We start from the raw sequence: 24,800 nt of genomic DNA, 5'->3' as shown, positions 1-24,800 counted from the left end.
GAATCGTCGCTCGTGAGCGAAGTTTTTTCCGTACGGATCGCCGGCCCGGCCGCCGAGGGCATCGAGGACCCCGACCTGGCGCGGGCGCGCGCCGGGGACGACGCCGCGTTCACCCGCCTCGTCCAGCCGCTGCGCCGGGAGCTGCACGCCCACTGCTACCGCATGCTCGGCTCCACCCACGACGCCGACGACGCCCTGCAGGACGCCCTGCTGCGGGCGTGGCGGGGGCTCGCGCGCTTCGAAGGCCGTAGCTCGCTGCGCTCGTGGCTCTACACCGTGTCCACCCGCACCTGCCTGGACGTCGTCGAAGCCCGAGGCAGGCGGGCCCTGCCCGTCGATCTCGGCCCGTCCAGCGACCGCGCCATGGTCGGAGACACCCCGCTGACCGACATCGCCTGGCTGGGCCCCTACTCCGACGCGGGCCTGGCTCACGGCCCGGCCGGTCCGGACGCGCGCTACGAGCAGCGCGAAGCCGTCGAACTCGCCTTCGTCGCGGCCCTGCAACACCTGCCGGGCAACCAGCGGGCGGCGCTGCTGCTCTTCGAGGTGCTCGGTTTCTCCGCCGCCGAGATCGCCGCGATGATGGACACCACCACCACGTCGGTGAACTCCGCCCTGGCCCGAGCCCGCAAGGTCGTCGCGGAGAAAGTTCCCTCCGCCACCCAGCAGCGGACGCTGCGGGAGATCGGCGACGCGCGGGTGCGGGAGATCGTCGCCGGATACTCGGCCGCGCTGGAACGCGGTGACACCGACGCCCTGGTCGCGCTGCTCACCGAGGACGTCACCTGGTCGATGCCGCCGCTGGCGCACTGGTACCACGGGCTGGAGGCCGTCACCGACTTCGCCGAGCAGGTCCCGCTGACCGGCTGCGGAAGCTGGCGGCACGTTCCGATCAGCGCGAACGGCCAGCCCGGCGTGGGCTGCTACCTCTGGAACGACGACGCCGGCGCCTACCTCGGCTGGTCGGTCAACGTGCTGACCCTGCGCGGCGAGCGAATCGCCGAAGTCACCTCATTCATCGGTCCCGGCCACTTCGCGCCCTTCGGGCTACCCGCCACGCTGCCCTGACCGGGGAGCGACGTCCGACCCGCGCCGAAGGCCCGGCCCCGCTCCCTCCCCTGGAGGCGCGGACGCGGGAGCCGTGGACCGCTCGCCGAGCAAGGTGATCGCGGCGGGCAACAACACCCCCCGGACAACGGTCGCGTCGATCAGGACGGCGGCCGAGAGCCCGACGCCCATCATCTTGTACTCGATCGCCGACAGCACCACGAAGACGCTGAACGCGGCGGTCATGATCACGGCGGCGCTGGTGACGACGCCGGAACTGGTGCCGATCCCGGTGATGACGGCCTGGCGCACCGAGACGCCGGCGGCACGGCGTTCCCGGATCCGGCTGAGGACGAAGATGTGGTAATCCATGCTCAACCCGAACAGGATCACGAACATGAACAGCGGCAACCAGCCGACCACCCCGCCGTAGGGGGTGAAGCCGAGCGCCGTGCTCAGGTGGCCGTCCTGGAACACCCAGGTCAGCACCCCGTAGGCGGCGCCGAGTGACAGCAGGTTGAGAAGGACCGACACCAGGGAAACCGCCAGGGAACGGAACGAGACCGCCAGCAGCGCGAGCGCGAGCACGAGCACGAACCCGATCACCAGCGGTGAGCGTTCGGTGATCTGTCTGGTGAAGTCGTAGGCGAACGCCGTCTTGCCCGACACCGCGTAGTCCAGCCCGTCCAGTGAGCCGAGCGCGGCCGGGGCCTTCACGGCGCGCAGTTCCTCCAGGGAGCGGTTGGCCACCTCGCCCGTGCCGAAGTCGGCCAGCGGGACGCGGGCGACCATGATCCGGCCGACGCGCGCGGTGGAGACCGGACGCAGTTCCTTCACCGCCCGCCGTACCCCGGGAGCGTCCAGTGCGCCGGCCCGTTTCTCCCACACGACCACCCACGCGGGCAGCGGGCTGCCGGGGAACGCCTCCTGCATGCGGATCGCGGCGTCCACCACCGGGACCTCGCGGGGCAGGCTGTCGGTGACCGCGGCGTCCTGCAGCCGCATCCCGAACGCGGGCAGGGCCAGCACGACCAGGACGAGCGCGGCCAGGCCTCCCCACAGCAGCGGACGCCGCACGACCACGCGCGCCACCGCCGTCCAGAAGCGGGACTCGCCGGCCGCGGTACGGCGGCGGCCGAGCCACGGAACGCGAGCCCTGTCGACGCGGTGACCGAGCAGGGCCAGCAGGGCGGGCAGCACCGTGACCGAGCCGACCATGGCGAGACCGACGACCAGGACCGTCCCCGCGGTCAGGCCCCGGAAGTTGTCCAGACCGGTGAGCAGCAGGCCGGTCAGGCACAGCATCACGGTGAGACCGGAGACGGCCACCACGTGCCCCGAGGTTCGTGCGGTGATCTTGAGGGCCTCGGCCACGCCGTGTCCGGCGGCCCGTTCCTCGCGTTCCCGGCGCAGGTAGAACAGCGAGTAGTCGATGCCGACGGCGAGGCCGATCAGCAGCACGACGGAGGAGGTGGCGCTATTGACGGGGACCCAGTGCGCGACCACCTGGAGCAGGCCGAACGCGGTGAGCACGGTGGTGGCGGCCAGCAGCAGCGGAATTCCCGCCGCGATCAGCGAGCCGAACACCACCAGCAGGATCGCCACGGTGAGCGGCAACGAGAAGAACTCGGCCCGCTTCATGTCGTCTTTGATGCCGCCGTCCACCGCGTCCGCCAGGCTCACGTCTCCGGCCTGTGCCAGTCGTACGCCGGGATGCCTGGCCGCCACCTCCCTGACCACCGACTCGATCGCGGTGTAGTGGTCGCGGAACCGCTCGTCGGGTCCGGCGATCTGGACGTTGACCAGGCCGGAGCGTCCGTCCGCGGAGACCAGGCCGGCGCCGCCCGGCTCCAGAGGCGAGCGCAGGGCGGCGACCGCGCCCGGCGTCCGGCGCACGCTCGCGGTCAGATCCTCGACGGCACTCCTGACCTCCGGGTCGGCGGTGAGGGGCGATCCGCCCTTCTTGGATGAGCCGCCCTTCCCGAGTGGCTGGACCAGGACGTTCTCCTGCAGCGGGACGTAGCCGCTCTGGGCGTCCAGGACCCGGTCGGCGCGGCCGGACTCGCCCGGATCGGTGCTGTTCGCCGGGTCGAGGCCCAGGACCGTGCCGGCGAGTACGGAGACGGCCACCAGGGCGAACCACCCGATGACCGCGGTCACGCGGTGGCGGACCGACCAGGCGGCGATCCGCTCCGCCAATGGGCCGCGCGATTTGCTTTCAGGCAGCATGAACTGCTGTCCTTTCTATGAAGGAGCGTTCCTGTGAGTTGGCGCGTACTTCTTCGTTCACCTGGGCCGCCGAGTTGCCGCTCGGTGGCCCAGGACATGCGTGCCCGTAGGGCTATTCGACGGTCTTGAGGATCTTCTCGATCGCGGCCAGTCGCTCGCCGATATCACCGAGTTGCCGCTCGATGTCCCGCTGTGCGTCCGCGCTGCTCGATGCGAGCCTGCGGTATTCGTCCTCGCGTGCGAGCGCCGCGCGAGCCCGAACCGTCGCGCCGACCTGGACGATGATCACCGTGATCACCGTGGTGACGAAGACGAAGATGCCGATGGCGCCGGCCACCTCCGCCAGGCTGTGTCCGTCCATCATTCCGATCCCTCCGTGTCTGCCCCAGGTACGGTCAGCGTGCTCACCGCGGCCTGGATGGCCTGTGGGGTCAGCTCGATGGTGAACGGGTTCACCTCGTAGAACTTCATCGCCTTGCCGTCCTCCGAAAGCTCCGTCCGGCCCGTCACCAGCCCCGCCGCCTCCAGCTTGCGCAGGTGGACCTGCAGGAGGGGACGGCTGATGCCCAGCTCGCGGGCGAGCCGGCTCACGTAGTCGCGTCCTCCCGCGAGCGCCGCGAGGACGCGCAGCCGGTGCGGATTGGCCAGCGTGGCCATCACCTTCAGCAGCTCGTCCCCGGTCGGCGCCGGGGCGCTCACGACGCGTCCCCATACATGCAAATAAAAGTTAGCAGGTGCCTAGTCGGATTTACCAATCTGGGCCCGGAGTGAGTCGGGCATCGCGTCCATCCGTGACCTGGCCGCTCCTCACCCGGTCGGACCGCGTACGGAAAAGGCCCGGCTCCTCGAATGCGTGTTCGAGGAGCCGGGCCTTCGAGATCGGGGGCGGGACCCGCGGAGGTGAGACCGGGGTCAGCGGCGGCCGATGGACAGGACGGGGCCGGTCGTGTCGGTGAAGAAGTCCTCTATCTTGTCTGTCTAACTGCAACCGACTTATCATGCCGATCATGGTAGAGAACCCCCGTGTGCTGGGCGTGGTCCGGCTCAGCGTCACCACCGATGCCAGCACTGCCCCGGAGCGTCAGCGCGACGCCATCCAGCACTGGGCCAATTCCCCGCACGTCAACGGAACCCTGGTTGGTTGGGCTGAGGACCTGGACGTGTCCGGCGGCCTGGACCCGTTGAAGCGGCCCAAGCTCGGCCCCTGGCTCAGGGAGCGGGAAGACGAGTTCGATGTCATCGCCGTCTGGAAGATCGACCGGCTTACTCGTCGCTCCAAGCACTTCGCCGAGATGATGGAGTGGTGCCAGAAGCGCGGTAAGACCATCGTCTCTGTCACCGAGGGCATCGACATGTCCACCCCCATGGGAAAGATGTTCGCTCAGATCATCGCGGCGTTCGCCGAGGGGGAGCTGGACACGATCCGCGCCCGCATTCAGGCCAGCGCTCAGACCCGGCTGGAGATGGGCGTGTGGACCGGAGGGGTTCTTCCGTTCGGCTACCAGTTCACAAACAACGCTGCGGGCAAGGGCAAGAAGTTGGTCCAAGACCCTGAGTACGCGGCTCTTCTACGGGAGATCGTGGACAGAGTGAAGACTGACTGGTCGGCCTACCGGATCGCTGTAGACCTTAACAACCGCAAGGTGCCGACATGGCGGGACTATCTACGGATCAAGTCAGGGAAACCGTCGCGAGGAGTTCAGTGGACCTCAAGCACCATCGTGGCCATCGTCACCAACCCGACCGCCGCAGGGTTCTTCACCTATAAGGGGGAGCAGGTGGAGGACGAGGAGGGCAACCCGGTCATGATCGCATCGAACCCGATCATGACTGCGGAGGAGTGGAACCAGATGGTCATCCGCTTCACCACCGATGAACGCAAGGCGGTCAGGTCTACCCCGTCACGCTCGATGCTTGGAGGAGTGGCGGCCTGCGGTGTGTGCGGTGCCAACGTGTCGTCTGCGAAGAAGACAAAGCAGAACAAGAGCGGCACCGTTAACCACTTCTACTACGCCTGTAACAACCTTCAGACGGGTACTTGCCCGCTTCCAGGAAGAGCAAGGAGAGCACTCCTTGACGAGTTGGTGAACGATGCTGTGAGTCGTGCTCTTGGCAAGGCGCCAGTCTTCGAGAAGTCGCCCATGAACTCTGGACCGATCCGCGCTGAACTCGAAGCTGTCAAGGCGCGGCTAGATCGCCTTGAAGGCGACTACATCGCAGGGAAGTACGACGGGGAAGGGCAGGAGGAGTCCTACTGGAAGATGCACAGGAACCTCTCATCCAAGGTCACTCGACTCCGCGCAGAGGTTGAGGAGCTGGACAGCTCTCCGAAGTTCGTGAACACGGGGCGGACCTATGGAGAGGTCTGGGCAGAGAAGGACGACGAACAGAAGCGCGCCTTCCTCAAGAAGCACGGCATCCGCGTTGTCATCTTCCGTGACCTGGTTGATTGGGCACGCGAAAGCGTTGTAGTCGAGTTCGAGGATCTTAAGGAGGTCATCGAAGAGAACGGCCTCCAACTGGACGGGGTCGACTACTACAGGGTGGATCACCAGGTTCCCACTGCGGAAGGCGGCGGCCTCCTCTCCCTTGAGCAGCTCACTGAGCTTGCGCGAGAGCGGATCACGCGAAAGCAAGTCCCACAGGCGGTGTAGTCCAGGCCCCACCAGAAGCCCCGCTTCGGCGGGGCTTCCTCATGTCGCATGTATGCCGACTTGAGCTCAAGATCATCATTCTCTAAACTGGAGAGTTGCTGGAGAGGCACAGCGGTTCTGAGCGCCCAGTAGAGGCGAGGCCCTGTAAGCCCTCTGGCCGCCAACCACAGGCCAGCGCAGTAGTAGTGAGGCCGTACCTGGCTTAGGTCAGGTGTGCCCGCCGGAGACGTACGGGCTCCCCTCGGCTGATGGGTTGGGTCTGCGTCAGTATGCCCAGATTCCATGATCCCGAAGGGAACCCTTGTGTTTGTTGCGTCACCCGAGTTGAACGTCCCTTTGGCAGGCCAAGTCAGGCCGGAGCTGCACAACAGTTCGTTCATTGTGCAGGCCTGGGAGGAAGTGGACACCGAGCAGGCCCGAGACCTGTTCATCATCGACGGCATCGTGTCGGCCAGATCCACCTTGATCTATGGGGAGCCCAAGGCCGGGAAGTCACTTGTCACGGCGGGCGTCCTGGCATCGCTCGTTTCGGGTGAGCCCTTCCTCGGCCGTCCGGTGGAGCGCACCGGCAAGGGATGGCGGCCCGCCGTGTGCTGGACCGACGACGGTGGCGGCAGCGAGTACAAATCCCGCATGGCGGCAGTACTCGGAGACGCCAAGCCCCCTGTCCGCTTCTACGGCCTGCCCTCGATGACTCCCAAGCTCTGGGAGGCGCTCTATGACCTGGTGGTAGAGCAAGGCTCCAACTTCGTCGTCTTGGACGTGCTGAGCCAGCTCACGATGGGGAACCTTAACGACTCTCCCCCTGTCGCCGAGATCTTGAACGGGGTTCGTCACTTCACCCGGCAGGGCATTCCCGTGGTCATGGTGGCTCACGAGTCCGAGAAGGGCGGACAGCACCGCTCAGGCAAACCCCTGGGACATTCCACGATCTCGGGGGGTTTCCGCTGGCGAACCCGCATCAGACGATCCAAGGCCGGGGTCTGGACCCTGGAGGCGGACGGGAACCGGGGTGACAGCCACAAGATCACGTTCACCGGGGATGCGATCGACGTTCCCCGTTTCGAGGTACAGAAAGAGACGGGCGGCGAACAACTCCGATCGAGTGCCCGCACCCGTAGCCGCGACACGCTGAACCAGCGGACAGACGTGGCGCGATACCTCGCGAAGAACGGCCACGGTAGGAACAAGAAGGAAGCCGCCGACATGGTCAAGGCGGCATTCAAGCTGCCCAGCGCGCCCAACTTGTCCAAGTCTGAATGGAAGAACCTTGTAGACCTTGAAGGGGGTCAGTGGGTGTTGAAGGGGCCGCTGGCCGCGTAGACGATTACCGATTACCGGATTACCCCTAATAGGGGGTCGTAGCTCCCCCCTTTACCCACTTAGTCTCTCAACCGACCAGCGGGAGGGGGACTAAGGGCCTGGAGGCCCTAGCCGGAAGGCCAACTACTCCATACAACAACGGGCAGCCTTGGGGGCTGCCCAGCCAGTTAGTTACTTCAGACATTTTTACAGTCCCACGGTTCACGCCGTGGGCACTACTCAGAGTGGCTGTCGGGCCTTTACAGGCCCGTTGGGCGGCTCAGGCCGCCGCCCTCATGGGCGGCTGATGAGCACACTCAGTTAGGAGAAGAAGTCCACCGATTCAAAGATGGTTACCTCACCAAGGTCTTCGACTGCCTCCACTGCAAGAAGGCAGTCCAGGAGACGAGAAAGCTCGGCGAGGGCCGCCCCGGAGCATGGCGCGAGTACTGCTCTAACGAGTGCTTCAGGGAAGCGAAGCGGCTACGGGATCGGGAGCATGCCCGGCGTAGCTACCGCCGCCGAAAAGGCCTGTGCTTGGCTTGTGGCTCCAAGGCAAGCCCTGAGGCCAGGGTTGAGTTCTCTGGCCATTGCTCAGATGAGTGCTGGGACAACCTGCATGAATTGCTGACGTTGATTGGTTAGCCGTCCAAGGGCGTCTAGCACAATTGTTGAACGCGATTGTCTAATACATGGCGAGAGGAAGTTTAGGGCTCTCCTCTCGATACCTCATCGAAGGCCCCCGGCCGTTCCCAGGCCGAGGGCCTTTCACATGCCCACCTATCGTTTGGAGACCTACATGATCACTGTTGACCAGTTCTCAGACATGACGGCCAAGGAAGTCCTCACCGCTTGGCGAGAGAACCGCCTTGACCCTGAGATTCGGATTGTGGCGGTTAACGGACCGCTGGATGACCCCAAGTCCATCACGTACTGGGCTCCCACGGTACACGGCTGGAAGATCTGACCCGCACTACTCAAGCACTGATGTTCGACAGTTCCCCCCTGAAAGAGTTGATGCCCTGATGGCAGTTTTCCCCGCTACTGGTAATACCGAGATCGCGTCGTTCATTCCTGAGGTCTGGTCGGCGCTACTGATGGTTCCTCTCTCCGAGGAACTCGTTCTTGCTTCTGGCCTCTGCGCGAACCGGGATTTTGATGACGAAATCCACGGGTTCGGCGATCGACTCCACATTAACGCGCTGACCCGCCCAACCATTGTTGACTACACCCGAAATGCCGACGTTCAGCCGGAGTTCGTGGAGACCGACAAGCAGACCCTTGTCATTGATCACGGTAGGGCGTTCGCCTTCATCCTGGGGGACCTGGACAAGGTCCAGCAGGCCGCCTACGAGACCGGTAAGCCCGACCCGATCGGCATCGCCACCGATGAGGCGATGCAGGGCCTTAGGGTCGCTGCTGACTCCTATGTTGGCGTGAAGATGCTTGAGGGTGCTCTCCCCGCTAACAAGAAGGTTTTCAAGGCCACCGGGGCGACCCCCGGCGACCCGTTCAATGCGCTCGTTGACTATGGCGTTGTTCTCGACAACAGCGACATCCCCGCCAAGGGCCGATTCGCTGTCGTCCGACCTGAGGTAAAGGCCTTGATGCTCCGTCACGAGCGTTTCATTGCCTCGTCTTACGGCTCGTCAGAGCCTATTCAGAATGGTGTCATTGGCAGTCTTGCCGGATTCACTATTGCGTCCACTCCGCACCTCCCGGTCGGGGTGAACATGATTGTTGGCTCCCCGGTGGCGACCACCTACGGTGACCAGCTCACCAAGCTGGAGGCTCTCAGGCACCCCACGAAGTTCGGCGACGTGGTGCGGGGCCTTCACGTGGCCGGTGCCAAGGTGATCCGCCCTGAAGCTCTGATCATCGCCTCTGAAGCCTGACGGCCGCATTGAGCCCCCAATCCCCTCAAGGATTTGGGGGCTCTTTCTTTGTTTTCACGGAAGGGAAGACGAATGACGGAATTCGGCCCGGAAGGGCAACAGCTCTGGAAGTTTGTTACTGACGAATTCGACCTACCGGAAGACAAGCTCACGCTTCTACGTCGGGCCTGTCACACCGCCGACATTTGCAGCCGCCTGGAGGCGGAGATTGCATCAGGAGATGTCATCACCCTTGCGGGTAACGGGACGGCGATCGTGAACCGCGCCCTCACCTCGCACCGGCAAGCCAGCGAAACCCTGTCCAAGCTCATCAAGTCCCTGGAGCTTCCAGCGCCGGATGAGGACAGTTGAGAGGCAACAACCACACCTATCAGGATCGCCAGAATGGCCGGTTCGCGAGCGGGAAGAAGAAACAAGGGAGGGTATCGCGCCGTAGGGCGATCCCGCATGCCGAGTGTGCATGTCGGAACGAGGATGGTCACGACGTCACCTGTGATCTCTACTACGCCAGCGGGCAGTTTCATGCGGATGTCTCACGAATCATGTCCGAGCACTGCACGCTCACAGAATGCGGTGTTCCGCAGAGCTTCCAGCCGTGCCCGGCGTGCGACGACTAGGCGTTTGATTGTTTCTTCGCGAGCTGCATCAAAAAGTTTCACCGTACGGGGCCGGCGGAGGGAGCACTCCCCTGGCGGGGGTCTTCGCTGCTTAACATAGTGATTACCCCAGGGGCTATAACTAATAATGCCTGATGAGATGCGATACATAACTTTCTAAGCAGCCTGATGAGTAGCCATTGACTAACGAACTAAGTGACGTTTGTTAGTTGACAAAAGAAACCTGAACGGTTTAGCTTCCTGTCCGCTGGCTCCGATTCAACCGAGCAAACGAACTAACTCGGGACTGAGATACCAGCTTCAGACATAGACCAGCCCCAACGCGCTTCAGTTTGGCGACCGGACGCGTTGGGGCCAGCGGAGGAAGGCTATCAAGCCATGCAGAACAACGCCCCTGTCATCAGCGACGACGCGTTCCATGGGCTGTTCGGGCGCATCACGGATGCACTTGACCCCTACACCGAAGGCTCCAAGGTCGGGGTCATGGTGTCCCTGATGTCGGCCTACAGCGCCTACATCGGCTACGGGCCGACCGTGGAGACCGGGAAGGGCTCCTCCCCGCTGGCGCTGTGGGGGGTTCTCGTAGGGCAGTCAGGCAAGGGCCGTAAAGGCGCCGCTACGGGTATCGCTATGCGGGTCGTTGAAGCCGCATTCGCCAGCTTCGCGGAAGAGAGCGTCGTGCAGGGTCTTCCAGCCACGGGCTTGGGGCTCATCACTGAGCTGGCGGACCGTGCTGAGGGCACCCTAGGTACCCCGATCTTGTTCGTGGAGGAGGAGGGAGACGCGCTCCTGTCCAACGCGCGGCGTGATGCCAAGGTGGGCATCTACTTGCGCAAGGCGTTCGACGCCCAGACCATCGCGCACAAGACGAAGATGGATGACCTTCGGGTGCGCCGCCCTCACCTTGGACTGATCATGCACGTGCAGCCGAAGAACTGGGCAGCGGTCGCGGGCGGTAAGGACGCCACAGGCGGCACCTGGAACAGGGTCCTGCCGGTCTGGGTGAGCCAGTCGAAGACACTGCCGGTGTTCGAGTCCTCCGATGCTCACGAGGTCATCAGGGCGGCGGCGCGTGCCCTGCGTCAGGCGGGCGACTACGCCCGGCAGGTGGACGCCGTGACCGTGCCCCGGTATGTGGCCCAAGTGTTCGAAGCCAAGCACCGTCCCATCGTGGAGGCGATGATCTCCACCGAGACCATGAGCCAATACGCCGAACGGGCGATGGCCTACATGATCCGACTGGCCGGATTGTTCGCCCTGTCGGAGCGCCGTGACGAGATCAGCGAGCGGGACTTTGACGCCGCCCTTGCCCTGGTCTGCTACTCCATCGAAACCATCGCCTACGTACTGCCGGAAGCTGAGGCTTCCGAGGAAACCGCCCTGTCGGTGAAGGTTGAGGCCTTCATCAGGAAGGCCGGTGCTACCGGCCGTACCGCTACCGAGATCTACCGGACGTTCAACCTCAAGGCCAGTGACCTTCACGGCATCGTGGCCGAACTGGACACGATCACCGTCGTAAAGGGCGAGAGCGCCAAGGGCCGGGGCGGACGTCCCAGCGTCCGCTACATCTACACTGGAGAGCCCACCGAGACCTTCGACGATGAGGACTTCGAGACCTTCGAAGCGGACATCGTCGAAGACACCGACGATGCGGTCTCGGAAGAAACGAACATCGCCAAGGAACCCCTTGCCCTACTGGCTCCCACCACGATCACGGTGAACGAAGAAACCCACACCGACACTGCCGAGGACATGGGAGAGGGAACCGAGTTGGTTACCCCGACCGATGACGAACTCCTTGAGATCCTGATCATCGATGACGCGGACTTCTGGGGGGAAACCGAGGAAGAGGCCGCCTTGGCGGGCGTAGTTGTCAAGGCAACCCCTGAGGTTCCCTCCGCTGTCCGTGACCTGATGGCCCTGCTTGAGGCCCCCCAGACCGAGGAAGAGACCACGCCGGTTGAGCCTGCCCCCGCCATGCCGACCGGGGTTGCTGCCCTGCGCGCCCTGCTGAACCAGGACGCCCCGGCCGTGGTGCCCACGGCTCAGACCCCTGCTGTGACACCGGTCGCCCCGGTTCCTCTGGCGCTCTTCCAGACCCCGACCTCTGAAGAGATGGCTGCCTGACTCCACCTACACAACAGAGCCCCCGGACCACACAGGGGGCTCTTCTCATTCACAGCTTCCTGTATGCCTACTTGAGGTAGACTCCGCATACCCACACAAGAGGAATGTCTTGATCAGCGCGATGTGCCCTTCGTGCTGCCTAACTAGATGTTCTTTAGATGTGGAGCAGTTTTGCCGGTTTCGTTGGCACGCTGGCAGCGTGTTGCGATCGTTGCTCTCCTCACGATCCCCCTGCTAGTGATCATCATTCTTACGACGCCCACCTGGTTGGTACTGCCGTTTTTTCAATCTGGCCGAGAGTTCATTCTTGAACTAGCTGAGAAGCTGATCGACGCTCTCAAGGTGTTCATGGGGGCACCGGAAACTGAACAGCCCTCTCAGTAACCGTGATCAGAAAGCCGTGCGGAAGATGAAACCCCTGGTAGGGCTCGCCCCATTGGGCGAGCCCTACCAGGGAAGGGTTGCCTATCGGAATCTGGAAAGAGTCATCCCTGATGTTCAGCCAGCCTCGGCGGACCAACCCAGTCTTGTTCTCAGCGCGACAGCTCCGCCTTACGTCGTGCCGCCACCGGGCCGAGATAGGGGAGGGTGGCGTATCGCGTCTGTTCCGGCGCCCGTCCGGCCGCCTTGTTGGCCTTGAAGATCCGGTCGGTGCTGGTGCCATAGGCCGTCACTGTCAAGGTCTGTTCGGGATCGTCGATCAGGGTTACGGTGCATCGGCGTGCCGAACCCTCCACCACTTCCCAGCCCCGACAGACGAACCAAGACAGCTCGTGCCGTTTGTCCCTCACCACGAGTCGCAGTGCCACGGCCGCCAGCCGTTGCGCCAGTCCTCCACGAAGGACCACGCAAGGTAGCCCGCGATGATGAGGAAGATCGGGCCGGTGACGTAGTACCCGACGATCTCTCGCGGATCGGTGATCACTGAAGGTCTCCCGTAATCAATGGCTGCTCGCCTCGGCTGGCGGCGGTGTAGCGCACCTGAAGACGGGTCATTGCAGCATTCACCAGCCGGCCGAGTTCCGCCAGGTCACGAACCTGCCGCGCACGTTCCTCGGATTCCCAGGCTTCGATGGCCGCTTCGATGCTGGAGTGGTTTCCGGCCTTGATCCTGACGTCTTGGCCGTTGACCCTCCGCGTGGCCACGCCGCAGAGGATGTGCCAGTCACTCACCGACACGGCCACCCACTCGGGCCGCCGCGAGGACCAAGTCCACCACCGCATGCGGCTGATCAGCGTTCACTATCTGGGACGTGACACCCACGGCGGGCAAAGAAATTAAGTAATAGCCGGAACGCCGCCCCATGGCCACTGTGGCGACCGTCCACCCCGCGTCGCCGTAGGCGATGAGTTCGGGAGCGTGCCGCCTGAGCTTGCCCTGAGGGGATGGCCTGCCGTCGCCGAACAGCTTCAGGCTGATCCGGTGAACAACCTGAGTGCGAATCTCGCTCGCCTTCAGGAGGCGCTGTACGACGGCTAACGCCCTGTCGTGCTTCTCCGCCGTTGTGTCGGTTACCTCGTGGTCCTCGTGTCCCTCGGTGCAGGACTCTGCTGTCGTCTGTCCGGTCGCCATGCCTCAGACCGTAGAAACCAGCCAGAAGAGATTCAAGAAAGTTGCTCGCAATTGCTTCAACTCATCGGCCTGGAAGACATGGGCCAGAAATCCCGGGAACCTACTCCGATAGATCTTCCATCGTCTGAGTGATGATCCGCCGGGCGTGAGGCCCGTAATGAGCCGCTTTGGTGAACCAATCGAACAGTCGGGCGTACTGCTCGATCTCGTCCGAGAGGGTCAATGTCAGCTCTGCCGCGACGGTTTCGACATGAACAGCACGATCACCGAAGATCCAAAATCCGTGCTGGGGAGCGAACGGCAACGGTGCGCGCATGGGCACGATCCCCAAGTGAACGCGGGGCATCATCGTGATGGCGATCAACCGGTCAAGCTGCCCGAGCATCACGTCAGGGGGTGCCATGCCAAGTCGGAGGGCACTCTCCAAGATTACAAAATGGAACGTCTTGGCGGGGTTGTACAGCACCTCCTGACGGCGCATCCGTGCGGCGACCCCCTCTTCAAGGTCATCGGGGATTCCGTGGAAAGCGATCACCTGCGATAGGCGTAGCCGAGCGTACTCGCTGGTCTGAAGCAGACCGGGAACGAGAACCGACTCGAAGACGCGCAAGTTGGTGATCTCGGCCTCTATCTCCGCCCAGCTCTGTTGACGGGTCTTGGTTCCCAGTCTGAGCTGTCGCCGCCATTCGGCGTAGAGGGTCTCCATAGCCCGCAGGGTGGCGATCAAGTTCGCCGCTTCGCCTGACCGCCCTACGGCATCGCACCAGGCGTGGATGTCATCCTCTGAGGGTGTCTGGCGGCCGTTCTCCAGCTTGCTGACCTTGGATGCCTGCCAGCCGTACCGGGCGGCCAGTTGCCGCCCGGTCATCCTGGCGTCCAGTCGTAGTTCCTTGAGCCTTGCTCCCATCTGCTGACGGGCGCGGTCGATGTCACGCACCGGAGGTCACGAACTCCTCAAGAGGAATCGCGTGCTCCCACGCGAGATCACGCCACTTGCGATGCTGTTCGACCGTGGCCGGGTCTGTGATGATCTCCGCCCCCAGAAGAACGTCATCGGTATCCAGGTGGAGCAGCGCCAGACGTTCATCGTCGAACAGCCACCAATCCGATCGGGGGAGACCCAGTCGTTCGGCCTCCACTCGATCGAGGTAATGAATTTGATCGCCAGCGGGGATGCTGTGGCGGGCTACCGCCATGCTGAACCGGGTGTAGTCGGAGAACGGATGGGACACGACGCGGACGCGCCGGAAGCTCCGCCCATGTGCTGCATGGCTGCGCATGAGATCGAACCATTCGCGCATCCACACCATGTCGTCAGGCTCGCCAGCGAGGAACCGCCGCAGAGGCTCCTCCTCGTCTTTGGCCAGGTGGTAGCGCTCTCGCGTCTCCAGGCGGAACGCGGACACATCGAACGAGGAGAACAGCCTCACGAAGTCATCACCGGACACAAGACGCATGCTGATCACCCTAGGAACTTGAACAACTCCTTGGGAACCTCCACGAACGCCTCCCCGTCGAGGATGTCTCTGGCCTCCGCCAGTGTCGCAGGGTCGGTTACCTGCATGCCTTGGATGACCAAGGTTCCACGATCCGTCTCATAGATCGTGGGGCATCCACCTTGGTTGGACGTACTACCGACGAACCGTAGCTGCATGTGCTTCTCCTGAGAGGAAGTTGCTAGGTGTTTCTCGGTTTCGCTCGGATATTCCGCTGCATGCGGAGAACAGTCAAGCCCCCTCTAGGGAACGCTTAGGCGGGTTGAGGGCATCACGGGTCAGCACAACGTCAGCACCGCGATCGGCAACAGCCCGGAATGATCGAGAACAGCAAGAAGCCCCAACCCGCGACGTGCGCCGCAAGTGGGGGCTTCGAGATCTCGCTAAAGGCCGTTTTACCTGGTTGAACGTGTCGGGATGCCCACGAAGGTAGCCCCGCCGTCAAGTTGCCGTTGGTCGAAGAAGTCCTCACCCTTGTCGTCGACGACGATGAAGGCGGGGAAGTCCTCGACCTCGATCTTCCAGACGGCCTCCATGCCGAGCTCGGGGTATTCCAGGACCTCCACCTTCTTGATGCAGTCCTGGGCGAGGCGGGCGGCGGGGCCGCCGATGGAGCCGAGATAGAAGCCGCCGTGGGCCTTGCAGGCGTCGGTGACCTGCTTGGAGCGGTTGCCCTTGGCGAGCATGACCATGGATCCGCCCGCCGCCTGGAAGCGCTCGACGTAGGAGTCCATGCGGCCGGCGGTCGTCGGGCCGAACGAGCCGGAGGCGTAGCCCTCGGGGGTCTTGGCGGGGCCGGCGTAGTAGACCGCGTGGTCCTTGAGGTATTGCGGCATCTCGCCGCCGGCGTCGAGGAGCTCGCCGATCTTGGCGTGGGCGATGTCGCGGGCGACGACCAGCGGGCCGGTCAGGGACAGGCGCGTCTTGACCGGATACTTGGTGAGCTCGGCGAGGATCTCCGGCATCGGGCGGTTGAGGTCGATCTTCACGACGTCGTCCGACAGGTGCTCGTCGGTGGTCTCCGGCAGGAACCTCGCCGGGTCGGTCTCCAGCTGCTCCAGGAAGATCCCCTCAGGGGTGATCTTGGCCAGGGCCTGGCGGTCGGCGCTGCAGGAGACCGCGATGGCGACCGGGCAGGAGGCGCCGTGGCGCGGCAGGCGGATGACGCGGACGTCGTGGCAGAAATACTTGCCGCCGAACTGCGCGCCGATGCCCAGCTTCTGGGTGAGCTCGAAGACCTTGGCCTCCAGCTCGGTGTCGCGGAAGCCATGCCCGCTGGGGGAGCCCTCGGTGGGGATGGCGTCCAGGTAGCGGGCGCTGGCGTACTTGGCCGTCTTCAGGGCGAACTCGGCGGAGGTGCCGCCGACGACGATCGCCAGGTGGTACGGCGGGCACGCGGCGGTGCCGAGGGAGCGGATCTTCTCCTCGAGGAACTGGAGCATCCGCTTCTCGTTGAGGACCGCCTTGGTCTCCTGGTACAGGAACGACTTGTTGGCGCTGCCGCCGCCCTTGGCCATGAACAGCAGCTTGTACTCGTCCGCGTGGCCGTGGGGGTCTTCGGCGTAGAGCTCGATCTGCGCGGGGAGGTTGGAGCCGGTGTTCTTCTCCTCCCACATGGTGATGGGGGCCATCTGGGAGTAGCGCAGGTTCAGCTTGGTGTAGGCGTCGTAGACGCCGCGGGAGATGTGCTCGGCGTCGGCGCCGTCGGTGAGCACGTGGCGGCCGCGCTTACCCATCACGATCGCGGTGCCGGTGTCCTGGCACATGGGGAGCACCCCGCCGGCCGAGATGGAGGCGTTCTTCAGCAGGTCGAGGGCGACGAAGCGGTCGTTCCCGCTGGACTCGGGGTCTTCGATGATCTTGCGGAGCTGGGCCAGGTGGGAGGACCGGAGGTAGTGGGAGATGTCGTGGATCGCCGTCTCGGTCAGCGACCGGAGCGCCTCGGGCTCGACCTCCAGGAACCTGCGGCCCGCGGCCTCGACCACGCGCACCCCCTCGGCGCTGATCAGACGGTATCGCGTCTCATCCGGTCCCATGGGGAGCAGGTCGGTGTAGTCGAACTCGGGCATCGTCTTCGATCCTCCGTGCCGGGGGCCTTCGGTCCTCCTAGAGGGTACGGCCTCCCGATCGCACTCGATCGCCGCGGTCGGGAAGGGGGGCGTGACCTCTCACACCCCGCGAGAGGTTGGGCGATATAACACGAAAAATGATTATTTGGGAGAAGCGTTAGCCGCTCATGACGTCCATCGTCCCCGCGTGCCCGAAGACTCAGAGGAAGCTGGAAAGAGACCGGAACAAGCATCCGGGACGTAGCCGGGGGGCATCGTGGACAGCATAGACACCATCATGAGCAGCAATATCGTCATGATCGCGATCATTGCGGTCGTCGTGATCGTCGGCCTGACCGTGTCGTTGATCGTCCTCACCCTCAGAAATATCAGAGAGATCGACGGGCAGACCCCCCAGTGGCCGGTGAGCTGGCCGGAGCCGCCGGTGAACCTGCCCCAGCAGCAGGTCGACGTTCCCCAGCAGCGGGCGAGCCTGCCGCAGTCGCAGACGAAGCAGAAGCACTGAGGCCGGTGCTGAGGCCGGCGCCGAGGCCGGCGACCACCAGAGCCACGCCGAGCAGGTCGGGCAGGGAGGGCGCGCCCAGGCCGAGGACCGCCCCGGTGACGATGGCGCCGACCGGGATCAGCCCGGCGAACAGCCCGGCGGTCCCGGCGCCGATCCGGGGCAGCGCGTCGTACCAGAGGAAGAACGCCACGGTGGTCACGATCACCGACTGGTAGCCGAGGCCCATGGCCTCGGGGAGGGTCGGCACGCGCAGCATGGCGGCGCCGTCCGCGAGCAGGCCGGCGACGGCCAGCAGCGGCACGGCCAGCGCGGCCGAATAGGCCGAGACGCGGACCGCGCCCAGCTTGGGCAGCAGCGGGATGGCCAGCAACGAGAAGCAGATCTCGCAGAACAGCGCGCCCAGCGACCACATCAGCCCCGGCAGGTCGCCGCTGCCCAGCCCGGTGGCCAGCGTCGCTCCGGCCACCACCACCGTCGCCGCGCCGATGACACGCGGCGAGGGACGGCCGCCGAGCAGGGCGAGCGCCAGCGGAACGGTGCCGAGCACGGTGCCGACCAGGGTGGGGCCGCCGCGCCGGGTCGCCTCGATCACGCAGACGTTGAAGATCACGAGTCCGAACAGCGACAGCGCGGCCAGCAACGCGCCTTCACGGGGCGTGAGCCGTACGAACCGCAGGCCCGTGACCCGGGTGACCACGAGCAGGATGGCAGCGGCGAGCAGGTAGCGCAGGGCCTGGCCGCCGTAGACGGGATAGTTCTGGATCACTCCGGAGACGCCGGCCAGGGTGCCCACCAGGAACATGGCGCCGGCCGCCTGGCTCAGGCCGCGCAGCCGCGTCCGAGGTGCGGCGATGCTGACATCTGCGTTCATGTCGGCAATGCTAGGAAGCCAATGGTTCCCGTACGGGGTCCAATGGTGCACAGGATATGAGGACCAATTGGCCGATCTGCATCTGGCCGTCGACCGGGCGGCGGGCGGGATCGCCGGGCAGATCGCCCGCGAGCTGCGCGAGGCCGTACGGCAGGGCCGGCTCCCCGCGGGAGGGCGACTGCCGGCCAGCCGGGAGCTGGCCAGGGATCTCGGGCTGTCGCGTGGCGTGGTCGTGGAGGCCTACGAGCAGCTCGTCGCCGAGGGGTTCCTGACCTCGCGGGTCGGCGTGGGCACCACCGTGGCCCCGGCGGCGGGCAGGCCCGTCGCCGAGCCCGGCCGCGATCCCGTGACACCCGCCCGCCACCCGCACCACGAACGCCGTTCCACCTCGCCCGACCTGGGCTCCTTTCCCCGCGAGCGGTGGCTGGCCTCGACCAGGCGGACGCTCGCCACCCTGCCCGCCGACGCGCTCGACTACGGCGATCCCGGCGGCCTGCCGGAGCTGCGCAAGGAGCTGGCCGCCTACCTGGGACGGGTCCGCGCGGCGGACGCCGTCCCCGACAACCTGGTGATCGTGGGCGGGGTGGCGCAGGGGCTGAGCCTCACGGTCCAGGCGCTCGCCGGGCGGCTTCCCCAGGATCGGGCCGGCCACGACCTGAGCTGGTTCGTCGACCGGACCGCCAACCCCCCGCCGCCCTCCGGCCGGATCCGGCTCGCGGTCGAGGACCCGGCCAGCCTGCGGCAGCTTCCGCTGCTCCGCGCGGCGGGCGCCGACCTGGTCGCGGTACCGGTGGACGGCGAGGGCGTCGACGTCGAGGCCCTGGCGGCCACCGGAGCGCGGGCCGTGCTGCTCACCCCCGCGCACCAGTACCCCACCGGAGTGGTGCTCTCCCCCCGCCGACGCGCCGGGCTGATCGAGTGGGCCGCCCGGACCGGCGCGGTGATCCTGGAGGACGACTACGACGCGGAGTTCCGGTTCGACCGTGATCCGGTGGGGTGCCTGCAGGGGCTCGCCCCCGGCCGGGTGGTCCTGGCGGGAAGCGTGAGCAAGTCCCTGGCCCCCGGGCTCCGGCTGGGCTGGGTGGTGGCCCCGCCTGGAATCGCCGAGGTGGTACGGCAGGCCCGCGCCGCGTTCGACCTGGGCTCGCCGGTCCTGGAGCAGCACACGCTGGCCGACTTCATCGCGACCGGCGCCTACGACCGGCACCTGAGGAGGATGCGCCGGGAGTATCGCGCCCGGCGTGACGCCCTCGTGCGCGCCCTGGCCGAGCACCTTCCCGAGATCACGGTGCGCGGGGTCTCGGCCGGGCTGCACCTGTTCGCCGAACTGCCCGGCGGCTGGGACGAGCCGTCGGCCGCCCGGACGGCTCAGTCCTGCGGCCTGGCCGCCGAACCGGTGGGCCCGATGCGGCACGCCGCGGGCCCACCCGCCCTGATCATGGGTTTCGCCCGGCTTCCCGTCCATCACGCCGACCGGGTCATCCGCGCCTTCGCGGACGGCCTGCGGAGCTGATCGCCGGGTCGACGGCGGATCATGCCACGGATGCGGCGTGCGGAGCGCACTCGCGTAAGAGACGGAACGCCCTCGCTCAAGAGGTCGTCTATATGTCCTGACAAACCTTGACGACCTTGGATTTCTTGCTTAGAACTAAAGACCGGCCGCTATCTCCTTCGGAGGCATTATGCGTGTTGGTCTGCTAGGTCTTGGCCGGATCGGGGCATTCCACGCCGCGACGCTGGCGGCGCATCCCCGGGTCGACGAGCTGGTGGTGGCCGACGCCGACGGCGCGCGGGCGGCCGGGATCGCCGCCGGGCTGAACGCCGGAGTGGGAGACCCTTTCGACGCCGACGCCGTGGTCATCGCGACCCCCACCGCCACCCACGCCGAGCTCCTGACGCGTGCCTGCGCCCAGGGAGTGCCGGTGTTCTGTGAGAAGCCGGTCGCGCCGGGCGTGGAGGACACCGTCCGGGTGCTCAAGGCGGCCAGGCGGAGCGGGGTGGTGGTGCACATCGGTTTCCAGCGCCGGTTCGACGCCGGGTACGTCGCCGCCCGCGATGCCCTGCGCGGTGGTGAGCTGGGCACGCTGCACCGGGTGCACCTGGTCACCGCCGATCCGGCGCCCCCTGCGCCCGGCTATCTCCCGCTGTCGGGCGGCATCTTCCGTGACTGCCACATCCATGACTTCGACATCCTGCGCTGGGTCACCGGCCGTGAGGTGGACACCGTCTACGCCACCGGCGCCAACCGGGGCGAGGCCTTCTTCGCCGAGGCCGGGGACGTCGACACCAGTGCCGCGCTGCTCACCCTGGACGACGGCACGCTGGTCACCGTGCAGGGGTCCCGCTACAACGGCGCCGGATACGACGTGCGGATGGAGCTGGCGGGCACCCTGCGCACCCAGACGGCGGGGCTGGGGGCACGCGCGCCGCTGAGCGGCGTCGAGGGCTCCGGCCCGCCCGATGATCCCTGGCCCGACTTCCAGGCCCGGTTCGCGGCCGCGTACATCGCCGAGATCGACGCCTTCCTCAGCGCCGCGCGCGGGGACACCGGCAGTCCCTGCACGGTCCAGGACGCCCTGGCCGCGCTCCACATCGCCGAGGCCGCCGAGCTCTCCAGGCGAGAGGGGCGTCCGGTTCGCATGGCGGAGGTGGTCCAGTGAAGACGGCCGGTGCGCCCATCTCCTGGGGCGTCTGCGAGGTTCCCGGCTGGGGCCGCCAGCTCGACCGCGACCAGGTGCTGGCCGAGATGCGGGAGTTGGGCCTGACGGCCACCGAACTGGGCCCCCAGGGGTTCCTGCCGCCCTCGCCGTCGCGCTGCCGCTCCCTTCTCGCCGAGTACGGCCTGCGCGCGGTCGGCGGGTTCGTCCCCGTGGTCCTGCACGACCCCCACCACGACCCGCTCCCGGAGGTCCGCGCCGCCATGCGGGCCTTCCGGGACGGTGACGTGGAGGTGGTCGTGCTGGCCGCGTCCACCGGCGGCGAGAGCTACGACGCCAAGCCCGCCCTGGAGGCGAACGGCTGGAAGACCCTGATGGCCAACCTCGGCCGGATCCTCAAGAACGCCAAGGAGTTCGGCCGCACGGTCACCCTGCACCCCCACGTGGGGACCATGGTGGAAAACCCCGAGGAAGTGGGCCGGGTGCTCGACGGCAGCGCGGTCGCGCTCTGCCTGGACACCGGCCACCTGCTCGTCGGCGGCGCCGACCCGCTGGACGTCGTCCGCCGGGCCGCCGGGCGGATCGCGCACGTCCACCTCAAGGACGTCGACGCCGAGCTCGCCGAACGGGTCGGGGCCGGTCGGCTGTCCTACACCGAGGCGGTCAAGGCGGGCCTGTACCGCCCGCTCGGCCGGGGCGACGTGGACGTCTCCGGCATCGTCGCGGGCCTGACCGCCGCCGGATACGCGGGGTGGTACGTCATGGAGCAGGACGTCGTCCTCGGCCCCGGAGACGACCCCGTCCCCGGGGAGAACGTCCGCGCGAGCCTGGCGTATCTGCGGGAACTCACCGATGGGCGGGGCGGGCAAGACGGGCAAGACGGGCGGGGCGGGCAAGACGAGCGGGGCCGACAGGGCGGGCGGCGTGAGCAGGGCGGCGACCGCCCGGCCGCCGCGCCGCTAGACGAGGAACCCGCATGATCGAAGTCCTGGCGATGGGGCGGGTCGGGGTGGACATCTACCCGCTGCAGGTGGGGGTGTCGCTGCGGGAGGTGGAGACCTTCGGCAAGTATCTGGGCGGGAGCGCGACCAACGTGGCCGTGGCCGCCGCCCGGCTGGGCCGGGCCAGTGCGGTGATCACGCGGACCGGGGCCGATCCGTTCGGCGCGTTCGTGCACGACGCGCTGCGCGCCTACGGGGTCGATGACCGCTATGTCAGCGCGGTGCCGGGGCTGCCCACGCCGGTGACGTTCTGTGAGATCCGGCCGCCGGAGGACTTCCCGCTGTATTTCTACCGCGCTCCCAAGGCGCCGGATCTGGAGATCGGGGTCGAGGAGCTGGATCTGGCGGCGATCGCCGGGGCGCGGCTGTTGTGGACGACGGTGACGGGGCTGTCGCAGGAGCCGTCGCGGGCGGCGCATTTCGCGGCCTGGCGGGTGCGGGGGCGCCGGCCGTACACGGTGCTGGATCTGGACTACCGGCCGATGTTCTGGCCGAGTGCGGCGGCGGCGCGGGCTCAGGTGCGTCGGGCGTTGGGGCGGGTGACGGTGGCGGTGGGCAATGTGGAGGAGGTCGAGGTGGCCACCGGGGTGGCGGAGCCGTATGCGGCGGGCCGGGCGTTGCTGGCGGCCGGGGTGGAGCTGGCGGTGATCAAGCGGGGGTCGGCCGGGGTGCTGGGCATGACGGCGGGTGAGACGGTGGAGGTGGCGCCGGTGCCGGTGGAGGTGGTCAACGGGTTGGGGGCGGGGGACGCCTTCGGGGGTGCGTTGTGTCACGGGTTGCTGGCGGGGTGGTCGTTGGCGCGGACGCTGCGTTTCGCCAACGCGGCCGGGGCGATCGTGGCGGGGCGGCTGGCCTGCGCGCCCGCGATGCCCACGATCGACGAGGTGCGGGACATGCTCGACCCGCAGCGGCCGAGCCCGGTGCGGGGGAGCGAGTGTTGAGCGAGGCCGAGCCCGGGACGGGAGAGCGAGTGCTGAGCGAGAAGGACCACCGCCGCCTGCTCGACACCCGTGCGCGCTCTCCCTGGCGGATCGCGGAGGCGGCGGCGGCACGGCGACGCAGGAGCCTGCTGCAGGGGCGCGACCGGATCCTCGTCATCGCGGCCGACCATCCGGCGCGGGGCGCGCTCGGCGCGGGCCGCCGCCCGATGGCCATGGAGAACCGGGCCGACCTGCTGGACCGGCTCATGACCGCCCTGGCCAGACCCGGCGTGGACGGGCTGCTGGCCACCCCCGACGTCGTCGAGGACCTGCTGCTGCTCGGCGCGCTGGAGGACAAGCTCGTCATCGGGTCGATGAACCGGGGCGGCGTGCAGGGCTCGGCGTTCGAGTTCGACGACCGCTTCACCGCCTACGACAGCGCCTCCATCGTCCGGATGGGCCTGGACGGCGGCAAGATGCTCTGCCGGATCGGGCTGGACGACCCCGCCACCGCCGGCACCCTGGAGTCCTGCGCCAGGGCGATCACCGAGCTGGCCTCGCACGGCCTGGTGGCGATGATCGAGCCGTTCTGGTCGCGACGGGTGGACGGGACGGTCGCCCACGACCTGTCCGCCGAAGGAGTCATCCGCTCCATGCACGTCGGCCAGGGGCTGGGCGCGACCTCCGCGCACACCTGGCTGAAGATCCCGGTGGTCGACGACATGGCACGCGTGATGCGCGCCACCACGCTGCCGACCCTGCTCCTCGGAGGCGATCCGGGGGAGACCCCCCACCGGGCCTACGCCGCCTGGCGGGAAGCTCTCCGCCTTCCCGGGGTGCGGGGGCTTGTGGTGGGCCGCGCGTTGCTGTACCCCTCCGATGACGACGTGGCCACGGCCGTCGACACCGCCGTGGCGATGCTGGAGGTGGAATGAGCGAGCGATCGTGCAGGCACCGTGCCGAGACGTCACGCCTCGACGGGCCGCGAGGGGAGGAGCGGCGATGACCTTCATTCCCGCAGGCAGCACGGCACTGTCTCCGTGGGCCCTGCTGATCACCCCGGAGTCGGCCGGCTGGACCTACGCCGGGCTCCGGCTGCTCTGCCTGTCCGGCGAGAGCGTGGAGTTCTCCACCGGCGACGAGGAGATGCTCGTGCTGCCGATGTCGGGCTCATGCGTCGTCGAGTGCGAAGGAGTACGGCTCACACTCCACGGCCGGACCTCGGTCTTCCAAGCGGTCAGCGACTTCGCCTACCTGCCCGTCGGCGCGACCGTCCGGATCTGTGGCCAGGGCCGGTTCGCCTTCCCCGCGGCCCGCGCCGGCCGCCGCCTCCCCGTCCGCTACGGCCCGGCCCGCGAGGTCCCCGTCGAGATCCGCGGCGCCGGCCACGCCAGCCGGCAGGTCAACAACTTCTGTACCCCCGACACCTTCGACTGCGACAAGCTCATCGCGGTCGAAGTCCTCACCCCCGCCGGCAACTGGTCGTCCTACCCGCCCCACAAACACGACACCGCCTCCCCCCACGAAGCCGTCCTTGAGGAGATCTACTACTTCGAAGGCGGCCCCGGCTACCAACGCACCTACGGCACCCACGACACCCTCACCGAAGTCGCCGCCGGCGACGCGGTCCTCGTCCCCCACGGCTACCACGGCCCCTCCATGGCCGCCCCCGGCTACGACCTGTACTACCTCAACGTGCTGGCCGGACCCGCCGCCACCCGCTCCATGACCTCCTGCGACGACCCCCGCCACGCCTGGATCCGCGCCACCTGGGCCGACCAGCCCATCGACCCCCGCCTGCCCCTGACCCCGACCACCCGATGAGCCCGACACCGAG

The 24,800-nt window shown here is 66.8% G+C and carries 25 protein-coding genes; 13 read left to right on the top strand and 12 right to left on the bottom strand.

The window, feature by feature from the left end:
* Positions 1–12 precede the first annotated feature (12 nt).
* Positions 13–1,068, top strand: a complete 1,056-nt coding sequence (locus ACQPYK_RS43335) for a sigma-70 family RNA polymerase sigma factor (protein WP_433245382.1) — start codon at positions 13–15, stop codon at positions 1,066–1,068.
* Here the strand turns inward: ACQPYK_RS43335 and ACQPYK_RS43330 are convergent.
* The 3 genes from ACQPYK_RS43330 to ACQPYK_RS43320 form a co-directional block, all read right to left on the bottom strand.
* Positions 1,048–3,276, bottom strand: a complete 2,229-nt coding sequence (locus tag ACQPYK_RS43330) for an MMPL family transporter (protein WP_433245379.1) — start codon at positions 3,274–3,276, stop codon at positions 1,048–1,050. The genes ACQPYK_RS43335 and ACQPYK_RS43330 overlap by 21 nt on opposite strands.
* A 112-nt stretch (positions 3,277–3,388) precedes the next feature.
* Positions 3,389–3,640, bottom strand: a complete 252-nt coding sequence (locus tag ACQPYK_RS43325) for a hypothetical protein (protein ID WP_433245376.1) — start codon at positions 3,638–3,640, stop codon at positions 3,389–3,391.
* The gene (locus tag ACQPYK_RS43320) at positions 3,637–3,975 is read right to left on the bottom strand and encodes an ArsR/SmtB family transcription factor (protein WP_433245373.1); all 339 of its coding nucleotides are present in this window, start codon (positions 3,973–3,975) and stop codon (positions 3,637–3,639) included. Before ACQPYK_RS43320 ends, ACQPYK_RS43325 begins: the two co-directional genes overlap by 4 nt.
* Before the next feature lie 308 nt (positions 3,976–4,283).
* On the opposite strand from ACQPYK_RS43320, the gene ACQPYK_RS43315 reads away from it, so the two are divergent.
* The 6 genes from ACQPYK_RS43315 to ACQPYK_RS43290 all read left to right on the top strand — a co-directional run bounded on the left by ACQPYK_RS43315 (position 4,284) and on the right by ACQPYK_RS43290 (position 11,871).
* Entirely contained in the window at positions 4,284–5,930 is a 1,647-nt protein-coding gene (locus tag ACQPYK_RS43315) for a recombinase family protein (RefSeq protein ID WP_433245370.1), read from the top strand.
* Between the two features lie 282 nt (positions 5,931–6,212).
* The gene (locus ACQPYK_RS43310) at positions 6,213–7,253 is read left to right on the top strand and encodes an AAA family ATPase (protein ID WP_433245367.1); all 1,041 of its coding nucleotides are present in this window, start codon (positions 6,213–6,215) and stop codon (positions 7,251–7,253) included.
* A gap of 778 nt (positions 7,254–8,031) precedes the next feature.
* Positions 8,032–8,199, top strand: coding sequence for a hypothetical protein (locus ACQPYK_RS43305; protein WP_433245364.1), 168 nt, complete (start codon positions 8,032–8,034; stop codon positions 8,197–8,199).
* A gap of 58 nt (positions 8,200–8,257) precedes the next feature.
* Entirely contained in the window at positions 8,258–9,127 is an 870-nt protein-coding gene (locus ACQPYK_RS43300; RefSeq protein ID WP_433245361.1) for a hypothetical protein, read from the top strand.
* Positions 9,128–9,199: 72 nt separating this feature from the next.
* Positions 9,200–9,478, top strand: a complete 279-nt coding sequence (locus ACQPYK_RS43295) for a hypothetical protein (protein ID WP_433245358.1) — start codon at positions 9,200–9,202, stop codon at positions 9,476–9,478.
* Positions 9,479–10,122: 644 nt separating this feature from the next.
* Entirely contained in the window at positions 10,123–11,871 is a 1,749-nt protein-coding gene (locus ACQPYK_RS43290; protein ID WP_433245355.1) for a DUF3987 domain-containing protein, read from the top strand.
* A gap of 533 nt (positions 11,872–12,404) precedes the next feature.
* Here the strand turns inward: ACQPYK_RS43290 and ACQPYK_RS43285 are convergent.
* The 9 genes from ACQPYK_RS43285 to ACQPYK_RS43245 all read right to left on the bottom strand — a co-directional run bounded on the left by ACQPYK_RS43285 (position 12,405) and on the right by ACQPYK_RS43245 (position 18,385).
* On the bottom strand, positions 12,405–12,680 hold the full coding sequence (locus ACQPYK_RS43285; RefSeq protein ID WP_433245352.1) for a hypothetical protein: 276 nt from the start codon (positions 12,678–12,680) through the stop codon (positions 12,405–12,407).
* The gene (locus ACQPYK_RS43280; protein WP_433245349.1) at positions 12,659–12,796 is read right to left on the bottom strand and encodes a hypothetical protein; all 138 of its coding nucleotides are present in this window, start codon (positions 12,794–12,796) and stop codon (positions 12,659–12,661) included. The genes ACQPYK_RS43285 and ACQPYK_RS43280 overlap by 22 nt, the downstream gene beginning before the upstream one ends.
* Positions 12,793–13,044, bottom strand: coding sequence for a hypothetical protein (locus ACQPYK_RS43275; protein WP_433245346.1), 252 nt, complete (start codon positions 13,042–13,044; stop codon positions 12,793–12,795). The genes ACQPYK_RS43280 and ACQPYK_RS43275 overlap by 4 nt, the downstream gene beginning before the upstream one ends.
* Positions 13,037–13,444 carry a hypothetical protein gene (locus tag ACQPYK_RS43270; RefSeq protein WP_433245343.1) on the bottom strand — a complete coding sequence of 136 codons (408 nt, stop codon included), beginning with the start codon at positions 13,442–13,444 and terminating at the stop codon, positions 13,037–13,039. Before ACQPYK_RS43270 ends, ACQPYK_RS43275 begins: the two co-directional genes overlap by 8 nt.
* Positions 13,445–13,544: 100 nt before the next feature.
* Positions 13,545–14,381: a helix-turn-helix domain-containing protein gene (locus ACQPYK_RS43265; protein ID WP_433245340.1), complete on the bottom strand. Its 837-nt coding sequence runs from the start codon at positions 14,379–14,381 to the stop codon at positions 13,545–13,547.
* Positions 14,374–14,901, bottom strand: a complete 528-nt coding sequence (locus tag ACQPYK_RS43260) for a DUF6879 family protein (protein ID WP_433245337.1) — start codon at positions 14,899–14,901, stop codon at positions 14,374–14,376. The genes ACQPYK_RS43265 and ACQPYK_RS43260 overlap by 8 nt, the downstream gene beginning before the upstream one ends.
* Positions 14,902–14,906: 5 nt before the next feature.
* Positions 14,907–15,098, bottom strand: a complete 192-nt coding sequence (locus ACQPYK_RS43255; RefSeq protein ID WP_433245334.1) for a hypothetical protein — start codon at positions 15,096–15,098, stop codon at positions 14,907–14,909.
* Between the two features lie 237 nt (positions 15,099–15,335).
* Positions 15,336–17,009 (bottom strand): fumarate hydratase, encoded by a 1,674-nt coding sequence (locus ACQPYK_RS43250; protein ID WP_433245331.1) that lies wholly within the window; start codon positions 17,007–17,009, stop codon positions 15,336–15,338.
* A gap of 368 nt (positions 17,010–17,377) precedes the next feature.
* On the bottom strand, positions 17,378–18,385 hold the full coding sequence (locus tag ACQPYK_RS43245; RefSeq protein ID WP_433245328.1) for a DMT family transporter: 1,008 nt from the start codon (positions 18,383–18,385) through the stop codon (positions 17,378–17,380).
* A 67-nt stretch (positions 18,386–18,452) separates the two neighbouring features.
* Here ACQPYK_RS43245 and ACQPYK_RS43240 point away from each other — a divergent pair, with 67 nt between their 5' ends.
* The 6 genes from ACQPYK_RS43240 (at position 18,453) to iolB (ending at position 24,787) form a co-directional block, all read left to right on the top strand.
* Positions 18,453–19,898: a PLP-dependent aminotransferase family protein gene (locus ACQPYK_RS43240; protein ID WP_433245325.1), complete on the top strand. Its 1,446-nt coding sequence runs from the start codon at positions 18,453–18,455 to the stop codon at positions 19,896–19,898.
* Between the two features lie 169 nt (positions 19,899–20,067).
* Positions 20,068–21,045: a Gfo/Idh/MocA family protein gene (locus tag ACQPYK_RS43235; RefSeq protein ID WP_433245322.1), complete on the top strand. Its 978-nt coding sequence runs from the start codon at positions 20,068–20,070 to the stop codon at positions 21,043–21,045.
* Entirely contained in the window at positions 21,042–22,022 is a 981-nt protein-coding gene (locus tag ACQPYK_RS43230; protein WP_433245319.1) for a TIM barrel protein, read from the top strand. The genes ACQPYK_RS43235 and ACQPYK_RS43230 overlap by 4 nt, the downstream gene beginning before the upstream one ends.
* The gene (iolC, locus tag ACQPYK_RS43225) at positions 22,019–22,984 is read left to right on the top strand and encodes a 5-dehydro-2-deoxygluconokinase (RefSeq protein ID WP_433245316.1); all 966 of its coding nucleotides are present in this window, start codon (positions 22,019–22,021) and stop codon (positions 22,982–22,984) included. Before ACQPYK_RS43230 ends, iolC begins: the two co-directional genes overlap by 4 nt.
* A 32-nt stretch (positions 22,985–23,016) precedes the next feature.
* On the top strand, positions 23,017–23,898 hold the full coding sequence (locus ACQPYK_RS43220) for a Cgl0159 family (beta/alpha)8-fold protein (protein WP_433259092.1): 882 nt from the start codon (positions 23,017–23,019) through the stop codon (positions 23,896–23,898).
* A 67-nt stretch (positions 23,899–23,965) separates the two neighbouring features.
* Positions 23,966–24,787 carry a 5-deoxy-glucuronate isomerase gene (iolB, locus tag ACQPYK_RS43215; protein ID WP_433245313.1) on the top strand — a complete coding sequence of 274 codons (822 nt, stop codon included), beginning with the start codon at positions 23,966–23,968 and terminating at the stop codon, positions 24,785–24,787.
* Positions 24,788–24,800: the final 13 nt, after the last annotated feature.

Source organism: Streptosporangium sp. CA-135522 (assembly GCF_050949235.1).
Lineage (GTDB): Bacteria > Actinomycetota > Actinomycetes > Streptosporangiales > Streptosporangiaceae > Streptosporangium.
Note: the sequence above shows the minus strand (reverse complement) of the source record. Positions and strands in the feature narration are given on the sequence as shown.

Coding starts and splice junctions, on each gene's coding strand:
- ACQPYK_RS43330 (WP_433245379.1), bottom strand. CDS start 3,276: ATGCTGCCTGAAAGCAAATCGCGCGGCCCATTGGCGGAGCGGATCGCC.
- ACQPYK_RS43325 (WP_433245376.1), bottom strand. CDS start 3,640: ATGATGGACGGACACAGCCTGGCGGAGGTGGCCGGCGCCATCGGCATC.
- ACQPYK_RS43315 (WP_433245370.1), top strand. CDS start 4,284: ATGGTAGAGAACCCCCGTGTGCTGGGCGTGGTCCGGCTCAGCGTCACC.
- ACQPYK_RS43310 (WP_433245367.1), top strand. CDS start 6,213: ATGATCCCGAAGGGAACCCTTGTGTTTGTTGCGTCACCCGAGTTGAAC.
- ACQPYK_RS43305 (WP_433245364.1), top strand. CDS start 8,032: ATGATCACTGTTGACCAGTTCTCAGACATGACGGCCAAGGAAGTCCTC.
- ACQPYK_RS43300 (WP_433245361.1), top strand. CDS start 8,258: ATGGCAGTTTTCCCCGCTACTGGTAATACCGAGATCGCGTCGTTCATT.
- ACQPYK_RS43295 (WP_433245358.1), top strand. CDS start 9,200: ATGACGGAATTCGGCCCGGAAGGGCAACAGCTCTGGAAGTTTGTTACT.
- ACQPYK_RS43290 (WP_433245355.1), top strand. CDS start 10,123: ATGCAGAACAACGCCCCTGTCATCAGCGACGACGCGTTCCATGGGCTG.
- ACQPYK_RS43270 (WP_433245343.1), bottom strand. CDS start 13,444: ATGGCGACCGGACAGACGACAGCAGAGTCCTGCACCGAGGGACACGAG.
- ACQPYK_RS43260 (WP_433245337.1), bottom strand. CDS start 14,901: ATGCGTCTTGTGTCCGGTGATGACTTCGTGAGGCTGTTCTCCTCGTTC.
- ACQPYK_RS43255 (WP_433245334.1), bottom strand. CDS start 15,098: ATGCAGCTACGGTTCGTCGGTAGTACGTCCAACCAAGGTGGATGCCCC.
- ACQPYK_RS43250 (WP_433245331.1), bottom strand. CDS start 17,009: ATGCCCGAGTTCGACTACACCGACCTGCTCCCCATGGGACCGGATGAG.
- ACQPYK_RS43245 (WP_433245328.1), bottom strand. CDS start 18,385: ATGAACGCAGATGTCAGCATCGCCGCACCTCGGACGCGGCTGCGCGGC.
- ACQPYK_RS43235 (WP_433245322.1), top strand. CDS start 20,068: ATGCGTGTTGGTCTGCTAGGTCTTGGCCGGATCGGGGCATTCCACGCC.
- iolC (WP_433245316.1), top strand. CDS start 22,019: ATGATCGAAGTCCTGGCGATGGGGCGGGTCGGGGTGGACATCTACCCG.
- iolB (WP_433245313.1), top strand. CDS start 23,966: ATGACCTTCATTCCCGCAGGCAGCACGGCACTGTCTCCGTGGGCCCTG.